The 19,068-nt window shown below is 39.4% G+C and carries 18 protein-coding genes; all 18 read left to right on the top strand.

The window, feature by feature from the left end; all coding sequences use genetic code 11:
• The first annotated feature begins 2 nt into the window (after positions 1-2).
• Positions 3-734, top strand: coding sequence for a head maturation protease, ClpP-related (locus ACFSY7_RS15260; RefSeq protein WP_380148461.1), 732 nt, complete (start codon positions 3-5; stop codon positions 732-734).
• A 17-nt stretch (positions 735-751) separates the two neighbouring features.
• On the top strand, positions 752-1,939 hold the full coding sequence (locus tag ACFSY7_RS15255; RefSeq protein WP_380148460.1) for a phage major capsid protein: 1,188 nt from the start codon (positions 752-754) through the stop codon (positions 1,937-1,939).
• Positions 1,940-2,013: 74 nt separating this feature from the next.
• Positions 2,014-2,340, top strand: coding sequence for a collagen-like protein (locus ACFSY7_RS15250; protein ID WP_380148459.1), 327 nt, complete (start codon positions 2,014-2,016; stop codon positions 2,338-2,340).
• A gap of 24 nt (positions 2,341-2,364) precedes the next feature.
• Positions 2,365-2,673, top strand: coding sequence for a head-tail connector protein (locus ACFSY7_RS15245; protein WP_380148458.1), 309 nt, complete (start codon positions 2,365-2,367; stop codon positions 2,671-2,673).
• On the top strand, positions 2,666-2,998 hold the full coding sequence (locus ACFSY7_RS15240; RefSeq protein ID WP_380148457.1) for a phage head completion protein: 333 nt from the start codon (positions 2,666-2,668) through the stop codon (positions 2,996-2,998). Before ACFSY7_RS15245 ends, ACFSY7_RS15240 begins: the two co-directional genes overlap by 8 nt.
• Positions 2,998-3,423, top strand: coding sequence for an HK97-gp10 family putative phage morphogenesis protein (locus ACFSY7_RS15235; RefSeq protein ID WP_380148456.1), 426 nt, complete (start codon positions 2,998-3,000; stop codon positions 3,421-3,423). Before ACFSY7_RS15240 ends, ACFSY7_RS15235 begins: the two co-directional genes overlap by 1 nt.
• Complete coding sequence (locus ACFSY7_RS15230) at positions 3,420-3,797, top strand: hypothetical protein (protein WP_380148455.1); 378 nt, start codon at positions 3,420-3,422, stop codon at positions 3,795-3,797. Before ACFSY7_RS15235 ends, ACFSY7_RS15230 begins: the two co-directional genes overlap by 4 nt.
• Before the next feature lie 18 nt (positions 3,798-3,815).
• On the top strand, positions 3,816-4,400 hold the full coding sequence (locus ACFSY7_RS15225; protein WP_380148453.1) for a major tail protein: 585 nt from the start codon (positions 3,816-3,818) through the stop codon (positions 4,398-4,400).
• Between the two features lie 117 nt (positions 4,401-4,517).
• Positions 4,518-4,859: a phage tail assembly chaperone G gene (gene gpG / locus ACFSY7_RS15220; RefSeq protein ID WP_380148451.1), complete on the top strand. Its 342-nt coding sequence runs from the start codon at positions 4,518-4,520 to the stop codon at positions 4,857-4,859.
• A 14-nt stretch (positions 4,860-4,873) separates the two neighbouring features.
• The gene (locus tag ACFSY7_RS15215; RefSeq protein WP_380148449.1) at positions 4,874-5,053 is read left to right on the top strand and encodes a hypothetical protein; all 180 of its coding nucleotides are present in this window, start codon (positions 4,874-4,876) and stop codon (positions 5,051-5,053) included.
• 16 nt (positions 5,054-5,069) lie between these two features.
• Positions 5,070-9,923 (top strand): phage tail tape measure protein, encoded by a 4,854-nt coding sequence (locus ACFSY7_RS15210; RefSeq protein WP_380148447.1) that lies wholly within the window; start codon positions 5,070-5,072, stop codon positions 9,921-9,923.
• Positions 9,923-11,560 carry a distal tail protein Dit gene (locus tag ACFSY7_RS15205; protein WP_380148445.1) on the top strand — a complete coding sequence of 546 codons (1,638 nt, stop codon included), beginning with the start codon at positions 9,923-9,925 and terminating at the stop codon, positions 11,558-11,560. Before ACFSY7_RS15210 ends, ACFSY7_RS15205 begins: the two co-directional genes overlap by 1 nt.
• 110 nt (positions 11,561-11,670) lie before the next feature.
• The gene (locus tag ACFSY7_RS15200) at positions 11,671-14,232 is read left to right on the top strand and encodes a phage tail spike protein (RefSeq protein WP_380148443.1); all 2,562 of its coding nucleotides are present in this window, start codon (positions 11,671-11,673) and stop codon (positions 14,230-14,232) included.
• Positions 14,233-15,792 (top strand): gp58-like family protein, encoded by a 1,560-nt coding sequence (locus ACFSY7_RS15195; RefSeq protein WP_380148441.1) that lies wholly within the window; start codon positions 14,233-14,235, stop codon positions 15,790-15,792.
• Entirely contained in the window at positions 15,792-16,028 is a 237-nt protein-coding gene (locus ACFSY7_RS15190; protein WP_380148439.1) for a hypothetical protein, read from the top strand. Before ACFSY7_RS15195 ends, ACFSY7_RS15190 begins: the two co-directional genes overlap by 1 nt.
• Entirely contained in the window at positions 16,006-18,435 is a 2,430-nt protein-coding gene (locus tag ACFSY7_RS15185; protein WP_380148437.1) for a hypothetical protein, read from the top strand. Before ACFSY7_RS15190 ends, ACFSY7_RS15185 begins: the two co-directional genes overlap by 23 nt.
• A 23-nt stretch (positions 18,436-18,458) precedes the next feature.
• Positions 18,459-18,737, top strand: a complete 279-nt coding sequence (locus tag ACFSY7_RS15180; RefSeq protein WP_380148435.1) for a hypothetical protein — start codon at positions 18,459-18,461, stop codon at positions 18,735-18,737.
• Complete coding sequence (locus ACFSY7_RS15175) at positions 18,737-18,865, top strand: hypothetical protein (protein WP_380148433.1); 129 nt, start codon at positions 18,737-18,739, stop codon at positions 18,863-18,865. Before ACFSY7_RS15180 ends, ACFSY7_RS15175 begins: the two co-directional genes overlap by 1 nt.
• Positions 18,866-19,068: the final 203 nt, after the last annotated feature.

The raw sequence follows: 19,068 nt of genomic DNA, 5'->3' as shown, positions 1-19,068 counted from the left end.
AAGTGAAAAAAGATAAACCATTTTTTACTATACAAGCATCAGCAGATGGTTCATCAGCTGATGTTTTTATTTTGGGTGAAATTACTTCATGGGCTTATGAAGAATTTGGTGAAATGTCCTCTGTTTTATTTAAAGAGAAATTAGATGCTGTTGGAGATGTCTCCACTATTCATCTTTATGTAAATAGCCCAGGTGGCAGTGTTTTTGAGGGAATTACCATTGCAAATATGCTAAAACGACATAAAGCGCGTGTAATTGGTCATGTAGAAGCATTAGCAGCGTCAATAGCTAGCAACATTATTGCAAGCTGTGATGAAGTTAGAATGCCCTCAAATGCGATGTTAATGATTCACAATGCAATGGGTGGATTGTTTGGTAATGCGAAAGAACTTCGAAAGTATGCAGATGATTTAGACCGCATTAATGAGATGCAAGTGGAGACCTATATGGCAAAGATAGGCGAGAAAACACCAGAAGAGGAAATTCGACGTTTGATGGACGAAGAAACATGGATTTCGGCACAATATGCATTTGATTTAGGGCTTTGCGATGTAGTAGAAGGTGCAAATGAAATGGCAGCCTCTTTAACTAAAGAACAAACAAAACATTTTAAGAATGTTCCACAAGCGATTGTGCACGAGCCAACCAATCCAACGTTAACAGCTGAAGAGCGACAGCGTATTTATGAAACGTCACAAGCGAATTTAGCCTATTTAAAAATGCAAAATTATTAGAAGGAGGTCATGTTAACATGACAAAATTATTATTAAATTTAAACCTACAATTTTTTGGTGCCAAGACGCTTTATGAATTAAAGCAGGCTATGGCAACAATTGGTCAACAACTAGCTAAAAACGAAGAGGACTTATCAGCGAAAGCAATGGATCCATCTGCATCAATTACAGATATTCAAGCTGCACAACAGGCAAAAGCTGATTTACAAGCACGTTATGATGTCTTGAAAGAGCAACATGATCAACAAGAAAAGGCACAAGCAGCAAAATTTGCACAAAAGAAAACAACGCAATCTAACGATCCGAAAGCAGCTGTAACTGGAGCGAAAGCCGAATTATACCGTGCGACGATTCGAAAGCAAACGGTATCAACAGAAGCAATGGCATTGCTTGGAGATGATACAACAGGTGGTAACAAATTCTTACCAAAGACCGTTTCAACACAAATCATTACAGAACCAAAAGGGAAAAACCCTTTACGTGGCCATTCAACTTTCACACAAATTACAAACTTAGAAATTCCTAAATTAACCTATACATTAGATGATGATGATTTTATCGAAGATGGTGAAACAGCGAAAGAGCTTGCTTTAACGGGTGATAGTGTCGCTTTTGGACGTCATAAAGTTAAAATTATTGCCGAAGTATCTGAAACAGTTTTAAATGGCTCAGATGCCGATTTAGTAACCCATGTTGATGGTGCTTTGGAGTCAGGTGTTGCTGTAAAAGAACGTAAAGTTGCTTTTGCCACAACACCAAAAGCAGGCGAAGAGCATATGTCATTCTACCGTACAGGTACAGCACAACAACCGGCGCTCAAAGTAGTAGAAGGTGCCGATTTATTCGAAGCGATTACAGGCGCAATTGCTGATTTGCATGAGGACTACCGTGAAAATGCGGAAGTATATATGCGCTATGCAGATTACCTGAAAATCTTAAAAACATTGGCGAATGGTTCAACAACGTTATATGCAGCACCACCAGAACAAATCATTGGAAAACCAGTTATTTTTACAGATGCTGCCGTTAAACCAGTGGTAGGTGACTTTGATTTTTCACACTTCAACTATGATTTAAATGCTTTATATGACACAGATAAAAATGTCAAAACAGGTATGCATCAATTTGTGGTAACAGCATGGATGGACCATCAAATTAAACTAGCATCAGCCTTCCGTATTGTGGAAGTAACAGCTACTCCCTAATGAGGCGGTTTCCATTGGGGAAGCCGCAATTGGTGAAACGTTTCAGATTGATTAAATAAGGAGGATGTTCGACGATGGTTAAAACAAAAGAAGAATTAAAAGCAATTTTTGTAACAGGAGCTGTTCCTACACAGCAAGATTTTGCCGACTTAATTGAAGGCGTACAAGGTCCGCAAGGTGTAAAAGGCGATACTGGTGTTGCTGGTCCAAAAGGAGACACAGGTTCTACTGGACCGAAAGGCGATACTGGCGCTACAGGTGCAAAAGGAGCTGCAGGTAGCGATGGGAAAAGTGTAAAAGCAATTGCACTGACAACAGATGTTGATGGAAAAGTAACCGGCGGAAGTGCCACTTTATCAGATGACTCCGTTGTCGCAATTACCATCACAACGCCTTCATAAGAAGTAGAATGGTGGTGAGGCATTATGGTAGCGCTTAGTTTAGCGAAACATTGGTTACGAATCGATTGGGATATAGAAGATGAATTAATTGAGTTTCTTCTTACATCCGCAGATAGCCACCTTATTACTTCAGGATGTCGTATTCCTGAAATGGAAGAAAAGGAATACGGAACCTATCAACGGGGTGTGCTCATGCTTGTATCACACTGGTACAACAATCGAACGGGTGTGGATGACATGAATGACATTTTGTCAAAGCCTTTAACATACGGCATTCAAGATGTCATTTTAAAATTGAAAGATTACTCAATAGGTGGTGAGAGCGTTGGGTAAACGAGCACCAGTCAATCGTAAAAATAAGCCGATACAATTCGTCAAAGTAGAGTTAAAAAAAGATGAATATGGTGATAGAGTACCGACTGACATATCCATTTTTGATTGTTGGAGTGAGTTTTTTTCACAGAGTTTAGCTACTAAGACATCCACAATCGGCACAATTTATGAAAATACAGTGTTTTTTAACATTGATGAACACCATCGCAGGCGTGTAGATCCGTCACATAAAATTATTTTTGACAATGAACGTTATGAAATCTTAGATATTGATTATCGTCCGACGGAACACGATGTGAGAATCACTGCGAAGTTGGTGAAGTGATGGCTAGTATAAACACAGATAGTGTCGATAGAGAATTAAGGAGATTAGCCGGGCAGAGTCGTAAAGTTTTAAAACGTTCAGTTGATAAGGGAGCGCAAGTTGTGGCAACTAAATTACGTCAAAATACACCATTTTATGATGGTAAACGTGATGGTAAATGGCGTGCTCAACGTCAAATTGATAGACAAAATGGAAATGTAGGCAACTATCCTCACCTTAAAGATGACATTGTAGTGGGTAACGTAGACCAATTTGGCCGTGTACAAATTGGATTTGGACAAAAAACATATTGGCGTGCTCACTTTGTTGAAAGTGGCACGATTAATCAACGTCCACAAAATTTCATGGAGCGCACGACTCATGAAACACGAAGTGAGTTCATTGTGATTGTGGAAGATGAAATCAAAAGGGGGTTTGGGCTTTGATACCAGAGCAAATTGTTAACGAGACGCTTGAAAATAGCGCCTTGATTACTGATTTAATCGATACCACAGCGATTTATCTAATCGATATACCAACGGAGTATCGTAAAGTCGAAAAGGCCCCGTTGATTAGGATAAACACAATTAACGATGCACCGCAGCTATATGCGTCAGATAGTAATTTAGATGAAACACATCAAGTAGCAATCAACGTGTGGACGAAAAGTATAAGAGATATTGAACCATTCATTATTGCTTTGGATAAAACCATGAGTGATGACGGATGGTTTTTATATGCTCGTATGCCAGTCGCCAAAGATCCGGAAATTGATTTATATATGATTTCAAGGCGATATACAAAAACATTTTTCAAATAATAAGGAGGTCATAATAATATGGCAACAATCGGATTCCAAGAGGTTCATTTCGCAGTCTTAGATGATAATGAACAAGTAACAGAAACGTTCGTCGTAAACGCTAAAAAAGGCGGTGCGATTAACATGAAATTCAGTGGATTATCTCCGCAAAATAACGTAGTTTACGCATCGGATGGTCCATTCCATATCGCTTCATCAGGTACATCATCTCCAAAAGTAGAAATTGGTATTGCAGACTTACCTCCAGAACTGGAAGAAGCAATCAGTGGTGCTGAAAAAGATGAAAATGGTATCGTGAAAGTCGGTAAACATACAACACCACCATATGTGGCGGTATTTGGTAAAACGAAGGGACTTAAAGGCGATGATATTTACATGGGCCTAACAAAAGCGAAATTCGGCATGCCAGACGGTGCTGAACTCGCGACAACAGAAGATAAAGGACCAGAAGTGAATACTGATACATTAAGTGGCGAAGGTGTTGACCGTGGTTTAGATGACGTGGCGTTTGCAAAAGGCCGAACAGCCGATACAGATTTCACTTATGCTAAATATCGTGAATACATGTTCCCAGGCGAAGTAAAAGACCCAGTTACACCCTAATGAACCCGCAGACATCGGAACTGCGGTGATTGGTACATCATTTAAAATTGACTAACACATAAAAAAAGAGCGCATAGCGCTCTTTTTTTGTATTTAACCTAGAGGAGGAATTTTTATATGTTAAAAATTATTTTAGATTTAGATGGTAAAGAAACGGAGATTACTCAACCTTATGTAAAAGGCATTAGCAATCGTAAAGCGTTAGCACTCGCAGAGCGAACAGAATTAGGTGAATTATCGCCTTCCGAACAACAGGAATTAGTTGTTGCAAATTTAGCTGATGCTTTTAATGATGAGCGAGTTACGACTGATACATTGCAAAATGTACTGAATTATCCAGCGATGGGATATGACACTTTTACAGAAGCCATCGTTACATTAAATCAAAATTTGCTTGTTGGTGGTGTCATTAAAAAAAAGACAAAGAACTTAACAGTGACGGAGACATTGGAGGAATAACAAGTTACGCTGAAATGCGTGAAAATTTAGATGCAATATATTTAGTCCTTGAAAAACGCGGATATAAAATCCATGAAATTGACGGATTGGATATTGAATATGCACTAGAACTATTCTTTAAAGAAAAAGAAATTACGGAAAAAGAACATGTAATGACACCAGAAGAATTAGAAAACTTCTATAACTCAATTTAAAAGGCGGTGAAATAGTATGGCAAGTAGACGTCCAATCGGTGAGCTAGTAATCGAAGTCGGAATGGATTCGGCAAATTTTAATAACTCGCTTAAAGGCATTACCAGCGAATTAAAAGTTGCAACAAACAGTATGAAGGCGAATATCTCTACGCTTGAAGCTGCAGGTGATGAATACGGGGCACTTGAAGCTAAAGTTGATGGATTAAATCGCATTATGGACACAAACGACCGGAAAATAGAGGAATTACAACGCCAACACCGAGCAGCTATCGAAACATATGGCGCCGAATCGGAGCAAGTTCAAAAATTATCTGTACAGATTAGTAACTCGGTACGCCAACAAGCTGCATGGCAACAACAACTACAGCGTACCGGTGATAGAATTGAAAAATTAGCACGTGAAACAGCTGAGTCTGAAAGTAAAATCATTAAATTTGGACAAGGTATGCAAGATACATCAACAAAAGTTGATGCACTGGGTAATCGTATCAATACAACGCTAACGCCTGCAATCGCAGGAATTGGTGCAGCAGCAGGAAAAGCCGCATTTGATATGGACACAGCAACTGCTAATATCCAAAATTCTCTTGGTCTTACAGAGAAGCAAGCTGAACAAACTGCCGAAACGATGCAAAATGTTTGGTCAAGTGGATTCGGTGAAGATATGGGCGAAGTATCAAATGCGATTATACAAGTAAAACAAAACATTCGCGGTCTTGATGATGGTGAGCTTGAAAAAGTAACGCGCAATGCGCTTGCGATGGGCCAAACTTGGGATGCTGATGTAAACGAAGTAACACGATCTAGCTACAATATCATGAAAAATTTTGGTATATCCGCTGATGAAGCAATGGACTTATTAGCAAAAGGCGGACAAAAGGGTCTTAACTTCAGTAATGAGCTATTCGACAATGTGAGTGAGTACGCACCGCTATGGTCAAAAATGGGCTATAGTGCGTCAGAAATGTTCAGTACCCTAAATGCCGGTGTGGAAGAAGGTGTTTATAACCTCGATTATGTAAATGACATCATGAAAGAATTTCAAATCCGTGTAAAAGATGGCTCTAAAGGTACGTCAGATGCAATGGCGCTATTATCAAAGTCTACACAAGCTATTTGGAAAGATTTTCAGAATGGCAAAGGCACAGTTAAAGACGTTAGCAATGCGGTCTTAAAAGAATTAGGTTCTATGGATGATCAGGTTCTAGCAAACCAAATCGGAGTAGGTCTTTACGGCACAAAATTCGAAGACCTTGAAAGTGATGCAGTATATGCGTTAGGTAACGTCAATGATTCATTTAAAGATGTGGACGGTACAGCATCTAATGTAGCTGATAATTTAGAAGATACATTTAGCTATAAATTTAAGAAAACACTTCGTGAGACAGGTGCTGCATTACAACCACTAGGCGATACAATGCTAGATTTGGCCAATATCGCTTTACCAGCAGTTGAAGAAAGCGCTGAATTTATTGGTGATACATTAGATGGCATGAGTGTAGGCGCCAAGAAAACCACATTAGCGATTGGTGCCGGTGTTATTGCATTTGGTTTATTAGCAAAAGCGATAGCGCCAATTTTAAATATCGCAGGGGCTTTAACTAAAAAAGTAGGGCGTAATACGCTAACTTTAGATGCAGAAACATTGGCTTTAATCGCCAATACAAAAGCACAAGCTGCTAATGCAAATGCACGTAACAGAAATGGTGGTAGCACTGGCGGAAACAGTGGTTCGGGTGGTAATCGGAATGGTAATAACAACCCAAACAATCGAAATAATGGTAATAGAGATTCTGATAATAATCAAAACAACAGAAATAACGGAAATGATACTCGTAACAATAACCGCAACAATAGTGATAATGACAACAATAGAAATCAGGATAATACTGATGGTAACAGCGGAGGTTCTGGTAAAACGAAAATTGGAAAATTATCAAAAATCGCGAAAGTCGGTGGTATTGCCGGTCTAGCGCTTGGCGGTTGGAGTATTTACGATGCATTTAAAACAGAAGGTAGCAATAAGGGCGCTGCTGTCGGTGGAGCAGTTGGTTCTACCGGTGGTGGGGCTGCAGGAGCAACATTAGGTGCTGCCCTTGGTTCAATTGTTCCTGGTCTCGGTACAGCTATTGGTGGCATTGCCGGAGGTATTATTGGCTCAGTTGCAGGTGATGCAATTGGTAAAAAAATCGGTAATAGTTATGACAAAAACAAAAATGAAAATAAAGTGAATGCACAAATTGAAAAAGGGGCAAAGCTCAATCTTGATGTGAAAGGCGTGTCAAAAGGTACACAAGAAGCGCTGAATGCATTTGAAAAATTACGTTCGCAATCGCAACGTAAATTGGATAGCATTTATGCGTCTAATCGTACAATTACAACGGGCATTGCAACGGTAATGACAACAAATTACAACAAAATGGCGAACAGTAGTATCGCATCATTGCAAATGAAGCAAAAAAAAGAACGAGATCTAGCTGTATCTGCTTTAAACAGTAATAAAAAATTATCTGTGCAAGAACGACAACAGGCACTAGCTGAACTTGATAAAAAACACGCCTCAGAGCGCAGTAAAATTAACAATGCAAATGAACGTATCAAAAACATCATTTTAAAAGCAAAAAACAGTAAAAGAGCATTAACAGCACAAGAAAAAGCTGAAATTGAAAAACTAACAAATCAAATGAATAATGCGAAAGTTCGTTCTGCATCTAAGTCTGAAAAAGAAGCTACAACCATTTTACGAGCACAAAAGAATCAACGTAATAGCGTGCGTACTCAAGAGTTGAATCAAGTCATTACTAACGCAAACAAACAGTACAAAGCAGTTGTTTCCAAAGCGAAAAAAGAAGAAGCAGATGTTATAGCATCAGCGAAAAGTAAGTATCGAAAGAAAGTTGAACAAGCAAAAATTCAGTATGAGACACTTGGTACAATCACAAAAAAAGAATACGAAAAAATTGTAAACTCAGCGAAAAAAGAAAAAGAAGAAACGATTAAACAAGCTGAAACTAAGCGTAAAGACAAAATTGCGAAAGCAAAAGATCAAAAAGAACAAGTTACAAATCATGCTCAAAAAGAACGGGATAAAGTTGTTTCTGCGGCCAAAGATGAACGTAAAAAGTCTGTTAAGGAATCAGAAAAACAAGCGAGCGGTATTGCTTCAGTATGGTCAAAATTAACAGGTTCTCTTGATAAAGCCGTTAATTGGTTCAAAAAATTGTTTGGTAACGATACTAGTAATCCATCAATTCCTAAAATTGATACAAACATACAGGCACCTGCAGCGTATGCGAAAGGAACTTATAACGGCCGACATCGTGGCGGTACTGCGCTTGTTGGTGAAGAAGGTAGAGAGTTAGCTCATATTCCCGGTGTTGGTATGACGATGCTTGGTTCAGGAGGACCACAATTATTAGATTTACCACGTGGTACTGCCGTTCTTCCACATGATAAGACAGAAGCAACAATGCGTTCATACGGTTTCCCAGCATATGCAAAAGGTACAGGTGACGACAGTTGGTTTGGGAAAGTCACAGCAAGCATTAAAGATGGTACTGCGTATCTAAAAGGTAAAGCTGTAGATGCATTCGAATGGGCCACGGATTCAGGTAATAAATTATTTGATAAAATGACATCTGCCTTTGGTGTTAGCCAGAATGTTGGTAGTGCGATTGATAAAACTTTAATTGGTACTACACCATATAAATATCTTAAAAATATGGCTCAAGATTTTTTAAAAGGTATCGCTGACAATTTAGGTGGTTATTATGATTGGGATGGCACGCTCGAGAAGGACCCGATGAAAGTTGGCGCCGGTGGTGGACGTTCTGGATTGATGGCTTATGTCGACAACATCTTAAAGGACATTCAGTCTAAATTTAACGTAAGTTCATTTGGAGGTTTTAGTGACCGTAATATTGTTGGTGGTAGTAGTAAATCTATGCACGCGTATGGTCGTGCAGTTGATATTTTTGCGGCGCCATCTGAAATGCAGAAAATTGCTGACTACGTTAAAAAGCATCCTTTATCTCAATATACAATTTACAATCGTAAATACTCAAAAAGTGGTGGTGGTTGGAAACCATATATGACATCACCAGGACGAAACCCGCATACAGACCATGTACACGCTGACTTTATACCACCTACAAATGTAGGGGGCAGTGCAGCAGGTGTACAGCAATGGCGAGCTGTTGCGGCGCAAGCACTAAAACATACTGGCGATTATAGCGAAGCTAATTTAAACGCACTGTTACGCCGGATGAATCAAGAATCGACAGGTAATGCACGATCAATAAATTTATGGGATAAAAATGCTAAAAAAGGTACGCCAAGTAAAGGTCTGATGCAAGTTATTGACCCGACATTCGCAACGTATCGAGACAAATCACTTTCAAGTGATATTTACAATCCGTTGGCTAACATCGTTGCGTCAATTAACTACACTAAAAAACGTTACGGTTCTTTAATTGGTGGGTGGGGCCGTAAAGGGGGCTATGCTGACGGTGGTTTGATAACGCGACATCAAATTGCGGAAATCGCAGAAGGTAATAAACCTGAACTTATCATACCGTTAGATAAGGCGAAACGCGGCCGCGCATTGCAATTACTCAATAAAGCTAAAAATTATCTAGGTGTAGATGATAATGATAATTCGTCCACAGCGATGCAAACAGGCAATAGCAAAGTTATTAGCATGATGGCTGAACAAATCAACTTATTAAATCAACAAGTTGCGTTACTAGCACAAATCGTTACAAAAGACATAGCCATCGTTGTGGACGGTCGAGAAATTGCTAAAACAGTAAATAAAGTAAATAAAATTGACGAGCGCAGAACAGCGCGTGTGAAAGGAGTGACTAGCTAATGGTAAACAGTTTTAACTATGACGGCGTATCGATGGAGTCGGTAGGCGTACGTTTGATTGATAGACCTATTATCTCGCAACCAAAAATTACGGAAAGTATGCAAAACGTTCCCGGCAAAATTGGGGAATTATTTTTCGGTAACGATATTGGTAGTCGAACAATTACAGCGAAAATTGCATTACTATGCAAATCACAAGAAGAACTGAATGACAGGAAGTTGTATATCGACAATCTATTCATTAAAGATGAAGCAGCGGAATTTCCGTTAGTTTTTGATGAAGATCCGTTGTGGACGTATTACGTGCATTTTGCCGGACGGACTGACTTTGAATCGACTGGTGCCATTTACGAAGTTACAACTACACTCACATTCACATGCAGCGTCCCTTACAAATACGGCCGTCAAATTGATACAAACATTTTATCAAACGTTCATCGTTTTACACCACTTGGTCAACAAAAAACGTATCCGATTTTTAGCGCTATTGCTAAACGTGATACGACATGGTGTGGCTTATCCACGACTGACCAATTTTTATACATTGGCGGTAAGGTTAACGTCGAAACAGGCGAAATTGCAACAACATTATATAGTCCTGTATTAACAGATACAGCGCAAAACATGAGCCTATGGCAACGTCAATCACCTGATACTTTCAAACAAGTCGCGAACGGCACAGTCGGCAAAGGTTCATACTTCCAACAAGCGAGTGATGACATCAACGTAAAAGACTATGGAACCAATGAGGGTAAAGCGAGCGAATGGTATGGCCCAGCACTCAAACGTATGCTCACAAAACAATTAGCTAATTTTAAAGTAACATTCCGCATACAAGCGATGAACCGTTACAAACGTGCAGAAGGCAAGATTGAACTTTATCTTTTGGATAGCGCATCTAACGTCATCGGGAAATTAGGAATCAAAGACAATGGTGAAGGTTCAGAGCAAGAAATTAATATCCAAATCATGAAGTCAGATGGCACGTATAAAACGGTAGGGCAATTCAAACCAACTGTTAAAAACAGTAAAACTGTTGCGCTCAACAAAAAGCAAAAAGTCAAAAAGACGGATAGCAAAGGTAAAGTCACTTATACGTACGTGACGCTCAAAGAAACGATAAATGAAAATAACAGCACAAACGATTTCACAGATTTCTATGGCAATCTTATTTTAGAAAAAGTCGGCAATCAATTTTACGCATCAGTTGTTAAGTTAGATACAAAAACACGTAATGAAATCGGTAACTGGTCTGCTATGTGGACGGATACAACTGACGTATTCAAAAAAGATTTAGCAGGATTTGTGCTATACGCGGGCAAACGTGCAATCACAGAAGATAAGAATGGCATTGATTACAAAGATAATTACCTTAGTTTTTGCCACTTAGTTGTGGAAGAACGCACACAAATCGTACAAGAAGAAATTATTTCGACTTCGCCAGAAATCATCATCTATGAAGGAGATGAACTTGTATTTAATTGTGAAACAGGGCGTGTCTATAAGAATGGCCAACTATTTATGGATGCTATGCATATTGGTTCGCAATTCACTGAATTAATCGGTGGCGTATCAGAAGAAATTGTTTTTGCTGAAGATTTCACGTGGACCATGCATTACAGACCGACGGCATATTAACTTGGTGCTAACTTGCAAAAGTGTTTTGGCCAAACGAATATAACGCTATAAACGTTGATATAACAACATTCTTCAACTTGCATTTTTAAAATTACGAAAGGAGAAAAACGATGAATTTATTTATCTTAACAGCGGACGCATCTAGTCGATACGCTGCGGATGATTATAAAACGGTGGCGGTATTGAGTATGGATGCACCGAAAGCATGTCCATTCTACGACGATCTTCGGACGGAAAAATTAGAAGATTTTTCGGATATGTATGAATTTAGTATACCGTCCACATATGGTGAAGCACAGCATATCATACGTGGGAACTACGTAGTATTTCGTGATGAAACAGCCAAGTACAGATTGTTCCGTATTTATGATGTGGAAGATACAATTTACAACGGCATACATGTTAAGCGAGCATATGCGGAAAATGCTTTTGTGAATGACCTGCTTAAAACGCTAGTACCACGTGCCACACTAGGAACTGTTAATTTCCGCGATGCATTTGCCCATTGCTTATCAAATAGTGGTTGGCAAATTAAAAACGCGGAGTGGCTCGGAGAACTGCAAAACCAAGAGTTTGACGGATTAACAACAGCACAAGCAGCGATACAAGATATTTGTAAAAATTATCGCGGAGAAATTGACGCTTACGTTGAATTGAATAGTGCGAACAAAATTATCGGTAAATACTTTGACCTTGTAGCTGAACGTGGAAATGGCGATAGTGGTAAACGTTTCGAATATCGTCGCGACATTATCGGTGCTACGCGTAAATCTTCTGACGCAGATTTATATACGGCAATTAAAGCGCGCGGTAAAGACGGCATAACATTTACTGAAATGAATAACGGTAAAGATACGATTTACGATAGTGCTGCAAACGACTTATACAACGGCGGTCGTGAGTATTTGGTGAAATATGTTGAATACAGTGACATCGAATTTCCATCAGCATTATATGCAGAAGCTAAACAAGAATTAGATAGATGTAACAAACCGAAAAATGAGTACACGATTGACACAGTGCTGTTAGAAGAGACCGCGGGATACACAGAAGAAGAAACGCCGTGGCTTGGCGATCATGTGCGTGTTGTTGATTTTGAAATGGTGCCAGAAATGACAATTGGTGCTCGTATCGTTGAAAAACAAACATCATTTACTGATGTGAGTAAAAACGCGGTTGTGCTCGGTGAATACGTTGAAATTGCGAATGTAACACCAGATGAAATCGCAAAGTTACAAAGTAATCTGACAAACTTAGCGAATGGTTTACAACCTATCTATCGTGTCGAAATCAGAGCGAGTGCCGGCACCGTTGCACGAAATGGTTTTTTGCAAACAACTGGTGACGCAGTACTCGAAGCCGTCGTGTATAAAGATAACGTGCGCGTGACTGGCACACCAGAACAATATGTATGGGAAAAAACATATCGTAAAACAGGTGAACGTGATACAGAATGGGAAGCGATTAACAGCCGAAAAGGCGCGATTGTGACCGTAACTAGTGAAGATTATGCGAATAATTGTGATTTCTATTGTCATTTCTTAGATGATACTTTCAATTATGTTGCAACTTCATATTTTAAAACAGAAGTGGATAGAGTCGTTTCTGAAATTGAAAAATTAAAAAGCACACATGCGATTATTGCAACGATTACAGATACGCACTATGCAACAGATGCACTGGAAGATGCAGCCGCAAAAGAACGATCGTTAGAACACATTCGCAATGTTGTGGAAATTACACATCAAGTTGATTGTGATGCAGTCGTGCATGTAGGTGATTTAATCGACGGTAAAACGTCAAAAGCATTAGCGCTCGCTAATTTACGAGCAGTTGTTAAAACGTTGAATACATCTGATGCGCCAACAATGTTCGTAAAAGGCAATCACGATGATAACGGGCTAGGTGATGTTCGTTCGTATGGTGCTAAAGGTGACGCGCTAATCAAGCCAAAAGAAATGGCGTCGATTTTACGAAGTGAATATCTACAAAAGAAAATCGATTTTGTTAGTGAGGACAACGCTTCTTACTGCTACTACGATGTGGACGATAAAAAGCTACGTGTCATTGTTTTAGACGCATGGGATATACGCTACGACTTGCTCGATAACGAAAAGAAAATCAAATATCAAAGTCGTAAATATGCGGGATTCCAGAACGAACAAATCTTGTGGCTAACTCGTATCTTGCAAACTGTACCGAGTGATTGGGGCGTAGTCGTCTTTTGCCATATGGCGCTTGGTGGTGTACTTACTAATAATAGTTGGACGGTAATCAATGAAGAATGTATCGTCGGCGTACTCAATGCATGGCGTGATGGCGGTACTTACAAATCGTCCACAATGAAGAGTAAAAACAAGGACCACCCGGTTGACGAATTTACAGCAGGCTATGACTTACGCGGTAAAGGAAAATTAATTGGTATCTTTGCGGGGCACACACACAAGGACGTGGCTAAACGTGTCGGATTCGGCAATGCGCCGACTATCCTTTCTAACTGTTCATACAGCGCTGGGGATAATGATGATTCAGAACGTCGTAAACTTGGCACGATTAACGAGGACTGTTTTGATGTTATTGCTGTAAGTGTCGATAAAAATGATATTCAAATGATTCGTTTCGGCGCTCGTTTCGAGGATAGAGCGATTCGACAATATGTAGGAGGTGCGTAGATGAAAAAAGTCGTTGCAACTGGTAAGACATCGCTTAGTAATAATATCGAAATGCACGTCGGCCTTACACCACCACTTTATCCAGTTGAAGGGCAATTATGGCTCAATACTTCCACAGTGCCGCCGACCTTATGGCGATGGGATGGCGAGAAATGGGTATTGCAAGAAATGGATGTCGAGAAGTTAGATCCTGATTTAGTACAAGGCATAGATGATAAAATTGAAGATCTGCACCAAAAAGTATTAGATGAAGTCGCACAGATTGATGAAGAAGCTGCGAAACTAAAAGCTGATGTTGAAGCACGTAATAAACAAGATGATAAATACTTTGCTGATATGAGACAAAATATCATTGATAATCGTTACGAAGCATTAGGTTGGTACGAAGAAAACGATGGTCGCATCAGCGGCATAGCTCAATCTGTGGACGGTATCACAACTCGTGTCGGCAAAGCTGAAACAAACATTTCGACATTGACACAGACTGCACAAGGCTTACAAAGTACCGTTACGAGTATTACAAATGGTACACATAGCGTTATTACGCAAATGTCTGACCGTATTAACTTACGTGTCGAAAAAGATAAAATTGTATCGCAAATTAACGCAAGTCCAGAAGGTGTATATATTGCTGGTAAACTAATTTATTTAGACGGCAACGTCAAAGTTGACGGTACATTCGTTTCGCCAAACATTATTAGTAAAGGTACCGATGCAAATGGTCGTGACAACTACACGCAAATCACAGGTATGAAAATGACATCTTACGGTTATTACGAAAACACTTGGCGTGGTGGTTACCGTGTCGGGTATCATGCATTAACCGCTATGTCTGGCTATATCAAGATGCAACAAATGACAGGTGTAAATGGTTCAACAATTTCGAGTAGACCGGCACTTTACTATACAAGTCGTGGTATTGGTACACGTATGGACGGTAGTGGTGATAATGATGCATCTGGCGTGATTGAATTTTTCGCACAAGGTTACAGTTCAGCTTCTAATTCCTTGGCATTAGCTTCAAGTGGCAATATCATTCTAGAATCAACCTACGAAACAGGTTCAAATATTTTCCTAAATCCCAATGGTGCGAAAGTTCATATTTGCGACAAGTATCAAACGAAATATTACGACCTCGTATGTGGCACTGTTGATGCTGCAACTTTAAAGGCAGGGCAATTTTATACAAATGATACAAACTTAAATTCACGAGATGGCACAATAAAAATTGGTGGAACAAGTGGAAATATCAATATCATGGGTAACGTGACATGCGCGAAGTTAGTCGAAACATCAAAGCGTGAACTGAAGAAAAATATCGAGTTATACACTGAAAATGCTACTAATTTAATTGATAGTGGGATTGTAAGAGCCTATCAATACAATGATGACGTAGAAGGGGTTGATTTGCCATATGTCGGCTTAATCGTCGATGAGGCACCAGTAGAAGTAGTTGATACAAAAGGTGAAGGCGTTCTAGTTGCGCAAGGTGTATGGATCGCTTGGAAAGCTATTCAAGAATTGAACGCGCGTATCAAAGAATTGGAGGGAACAGCGTAATGCAAGAAAAGACAGCAGAACAATATCAATCAGAAATAAATCGTTTGCAAAGAGTAATTGGTAAATTGGCATCGTCTAAAGGAGATGATGCTATTTTTATTGCCGAACTAAAATCAATTGTAGAAGAACGAGATTATGAAATCGAACAATTGAAGTCTGAAAATGCTTCATTGAAACAAGCGATTACAGCTAGTGTGAAGGACGGTGAAACGAATGAAGCTACAATTAATCAATGATATTAACACGTTAAAAAGCACAGATAATGCCACACAAATTGAACTAGCAGTTGTGGACGAGCAACAGCAGTTTATTGAGTTAACGCAATTTAAAACAATTGTTGTAAATATCGGCACTAGTGGCACACTGTATTCGAGCGAAACGCCAACTGTAGATACTGATACAAATACATTCAGCTTTACATTATCTAATGTATTGCCGGTCGGTAAATATCAAATTCAAGTGCATTTAACAACCCATGACGGTAAATTGCATATCGCACCACACAAAGGTGCTGAAACGTTGACGATTGAAAAGTCATACAACGAAATCGACGGCGAAACAATTGTCGTTATGACGATCCAACAATTGCTTGATGATATGGCTTCCACATTGCAAGTAGCCGAAGAGTCTAATAATAAATCCGATGCAGCAATTGCTAAAGCGGATAGCGCAATTGATATAGCTAATATCGCAACTACTGACGCTGCTACTGCGATTACGCTCGCCAATGAAGCAAAAAGTACAGCTAGTAGTGCGGTAACAAGTGCTAACAATGCAAATGCTAAAGCTGATACAGCTATTAATACTGCTAATGATGCACTGACAGTCGCACAACAAGCGATAGCTACAGCCAATAGTGCTGATACTAAAGCTGATAATGCGATCAATAGTGCAAGCACGGCAAATGACACGGCAAATGATGCTAATACTAAAGCTAATAATGCAGTAAGTACTGCGGATAACGCAATTATGATAGCGCAACAAGTTCGAGAAGAATTTACTCATTTAACAGAAGGTAACACTGACGCTGAACTAATCGCTGCACGTACAGATGAAGAAAATGTAACACATGAAAGTTTGAAGAAACGTATCGACAGCGAAGCGACTAAACGCGCTAATGGTGATGCAAACACATTACAATCCGCAAAAGATTATGTGGACGGTAAAGTCGGAAACATTGATTTATCGGCACTATCAACAAAAGAAGAAACTGCTACAGCTGTACAAGTAGCTAAAGATTATGCTGATGCAAAAGATGCTGTTACATTACAAAATGCGAATGATTATACGGATAGTAAAGTCGGTAATATTGATTTTTCTACATTAGCTACGAAACAAGAAAATGAAGCGAATTTACAAACAGCTAAAGATTATACTGACAACAAAGTGAGTGGTATTGATCTAACGCCATATGCTAAGAAAGATGAAGTCAACACTATGATCGGTGATACTTCCACATTAGTTACGAATGATAAAACAATTGTCGGTGCGATTAACGAAGTCGCTAGCAATAGTGGCGGTTCGAGCGCTAAAGTATATGGCATCAAAATCGATACAACAAACTCAAATCCTGAAACAGCATTAACTTACATTGATGATGCAACAGACTTTACGCCAGCGCGAATGAATTTTGCAACTGATACTTTTGAATATGGTTCTTGGGCTAATAAATTCCCATTTAATCAGATTAAGCCGTGCCTTTCCAAAGATGGTGCGGTTGTTGGTTATCTCAATCCTAACGATTACAGTAAATTCGTGGACGGCACAAGCGCGGATATTACGAGTGGCAATAGCGGTGATGTAATGATTGAGTTCCCAATCGTCTACTGGAAATTTAACACACTTGGCAATTATCTATATATCCGATACAGCGACACAAAAATCGATGATGGTTACAAATGTTTAGCGCATATGCGAGGTGCAGAAGTTCGTGATAAATGCTATGTGAGCGCATATCTCGGTTATGAGTTAAACGGGAAATTACGTTCATTAAGCGGTAAAACCCCAACAGGTAGTAAGACAATAGGAGCATTCCGCACGTTAGCACAAGCTAATGGCGCTGGTTATGACCAAATGGCATATTATCAACTTCTAATGTTACAAGTTTTATATATTGTAATGTTTAAAGATAGAGATTCACAAACTGCTTTAGGACGTGGTTATGTAGATGGTAACTCCGCTGCAACTACAACGGGTAAACTTAACGACAAAGGACTATTCTATGGCGAAACAACGGGTAAAAAACAGATGAAGTTCTGCGGTGTTGAAGACTTTTACGGAAACATGTTCTACTGGATTGACGGTATCGCAACAGACTCTGCATACAAAATCCTAATTAATAACCAATCATTTAATGGTACTGGTAGTGGTTATACGACTTCTATTGCATCAGGCTTGACTGCGGACACAAGTGGCTATATCGATCAAGTCCAAGGTGGAACTGAATCAGGTTTTATTATTAAGTCTAAAGCGGGTTCAAATACAACTTACTATGCCGATTATGGTGATCTGTATGCTTCGTGTGTTGCGTTTTTCGGTGGGTCTTGGATTAATGCCTCTCCTGCTGGTGCTTTCCATTTGGGTGTGACTTATTCTGTTTCTAGCGCTCATCCGAATTTCGGCGCTCGCCTGCTAGCTTTGTAAGTTAATATGAAAGTGGTGATAAAATGAAAACATTTCAAAACGTACGTGGCACGCAGTCCAACGTAACAGAAATCGAATTGAATGTAGACACAGTGTATGTTCGTAGCAATATCGAACGTATTGAAACAGAAGATTTTACAGGTTGGCAATACGATGAAACGCAGTATACTGTACGCGAATACATCGAAACAATCGCTAACAAAAACAAAAATTTAGAATCGGAAAACGAAGTATTAAACGAGCGTGTGACGTCCGCAGAAAATACGTTGCTCGACTTATTATTGATGGGAGGTGACTTATAATGTACGGATTTTTATTAAATATGTGGGTGATGAAACGCATCGATGAAGCGTATCTTGGTAAGATGGTTTTATTAGGACGCTTAACACAAGAAGAAGTAGATATGATTCTAGCAACGCCACAAAAATAGTAGGCGTTTTTATTTTGGTCAAAATGGAGAAAAGTAGGTGTCACATGGCAGAAGAAAAAACAGTCATGCTAGAGGTTTTCGAGAAACTAGGAAGTCTTGATGCAAAGTTAGATAACATCAATCAATTACGTAATACTGCGCAACGTGCTGAAACAAAAGCCGATTTAGCGCAAGACATTGCAGAAGAAGCAAGAGCAAGTTCA

This window comes from Kurthia populi, from assembly GCF_042686175.1.
Taxonomy (GTDB): domain Bacteria; phylum Bacillota; class Bacilli; order Bacillales_A; family Planococcaceae; genus Kurthia; species Kurthia populi.
This window is presented reverse-complemented; position numbering and strand designations above follow the sequence as displayed.

Bases quoted from the DNA above. Each gene is read 5' to 3' on its own strand.
- ACFSY7_RS15175 (WP_380148433.1), top strand. From the start codon at position 18,737: ATGTACGGATTTTTATTAAATATGTGGGTGATGAAACGCATCGATGAA.
- ACFSY7_RS15235 (WP_380148456.1), top strand. From the start codon at position 2,998: ATGGCTAGTATAAACACAGATAGTGTCGATAGAGAATTAAGGAGATTA.
- ACFSY7_RS15200 (WP_380148443.1), top strand. From the start codon at position 11,671: ATGAATTTATTTATCTTAACAGCGGACGCATCTAGTCGATACGCTGCG.
- ACFSY7_RS15215 (WP_380148449.1), top strand. From the start codon at position 4,874: ATGCGTGAAAATTTAGATGCAATATATTTAGTCCTTGAAAAACGCGGA.
- ACFSY7_RS15225 (WP_380148453.1), top strand. From the start codon at position 3,816: ATGGCAACAATCGGATTCCAAGAGGTTCATTTCGCAGTCTTAGATGAT.
- ACFSY7_RS15245 (WP_380148458.1), top strand. From the start codon at position 2,365: ATGGTAGCGCTTAGTTTAGCGAAACATTGGTTACGAATCGATTGGGAT.
- ACFSY7_RS15190 (WP_380148439.1), top strand. From the start codon at position 15,792: ATGCAAGAAAAGACAGCAGAACAATATCAATCAGAAATAAATCGTTTG.
- ACFSY7_RS15255 (WP_380148460.1), top strand. From the start codon at position 752: ATGACAAAATTATTATTAAATTTAAACCTACAATTTTTTGGTGCCAAG.
- ACFSY7_RS15205 (WP_380148445.1), top strand. From the start codon at position 9,923: ATGGTAAACAGTTTTAACTATGACGGCGTATCGATGGAGTCGGTAGGC.
- ACFSY7_RS15250 (WP_380148459.1), top strand. From the start codon at position 2,014: ATGGTTAAAACAAAAGAAGAATTAAAAGCAATTTTTGTAACAGGAGCT.
- ACFSY7_RS15185 (WP_380148437.1), top strand. From the start codon at position 16,006: ATGAAGCTACAATTAATCAATGATATTAACACGTTAAAAAGCACAGAT.
- ACFSY7_RS15210 (WP_380148447.1), top strand. From the start codon at position 5,070: ATGGCAAGTAGACGTCCAATCGGTGAGCTAGTAATCGAAGTCGGAATG.
- ACFSY7_RS15195 (WP_380148441.1), top strand. From the start codon at position 14,233: ATGAAAAAAGTCGTTGCAACTGGTAAGACATCGCTTAGTAATAATATC.
- ACFSY7_RS15180 (WP_380148435.1), top strand. From the start codon at position 18,459: ATGAAAACATTTCAAAACGTACGTGGCACGCAGTCCAACGTAACAGAA.
- gpG (WP_380148451.1), top strand. From the start codon at position 4,518: ATGTTAAAAATTATTTTAGATTTAGATGGTAAAGAAACGGAGATTACT.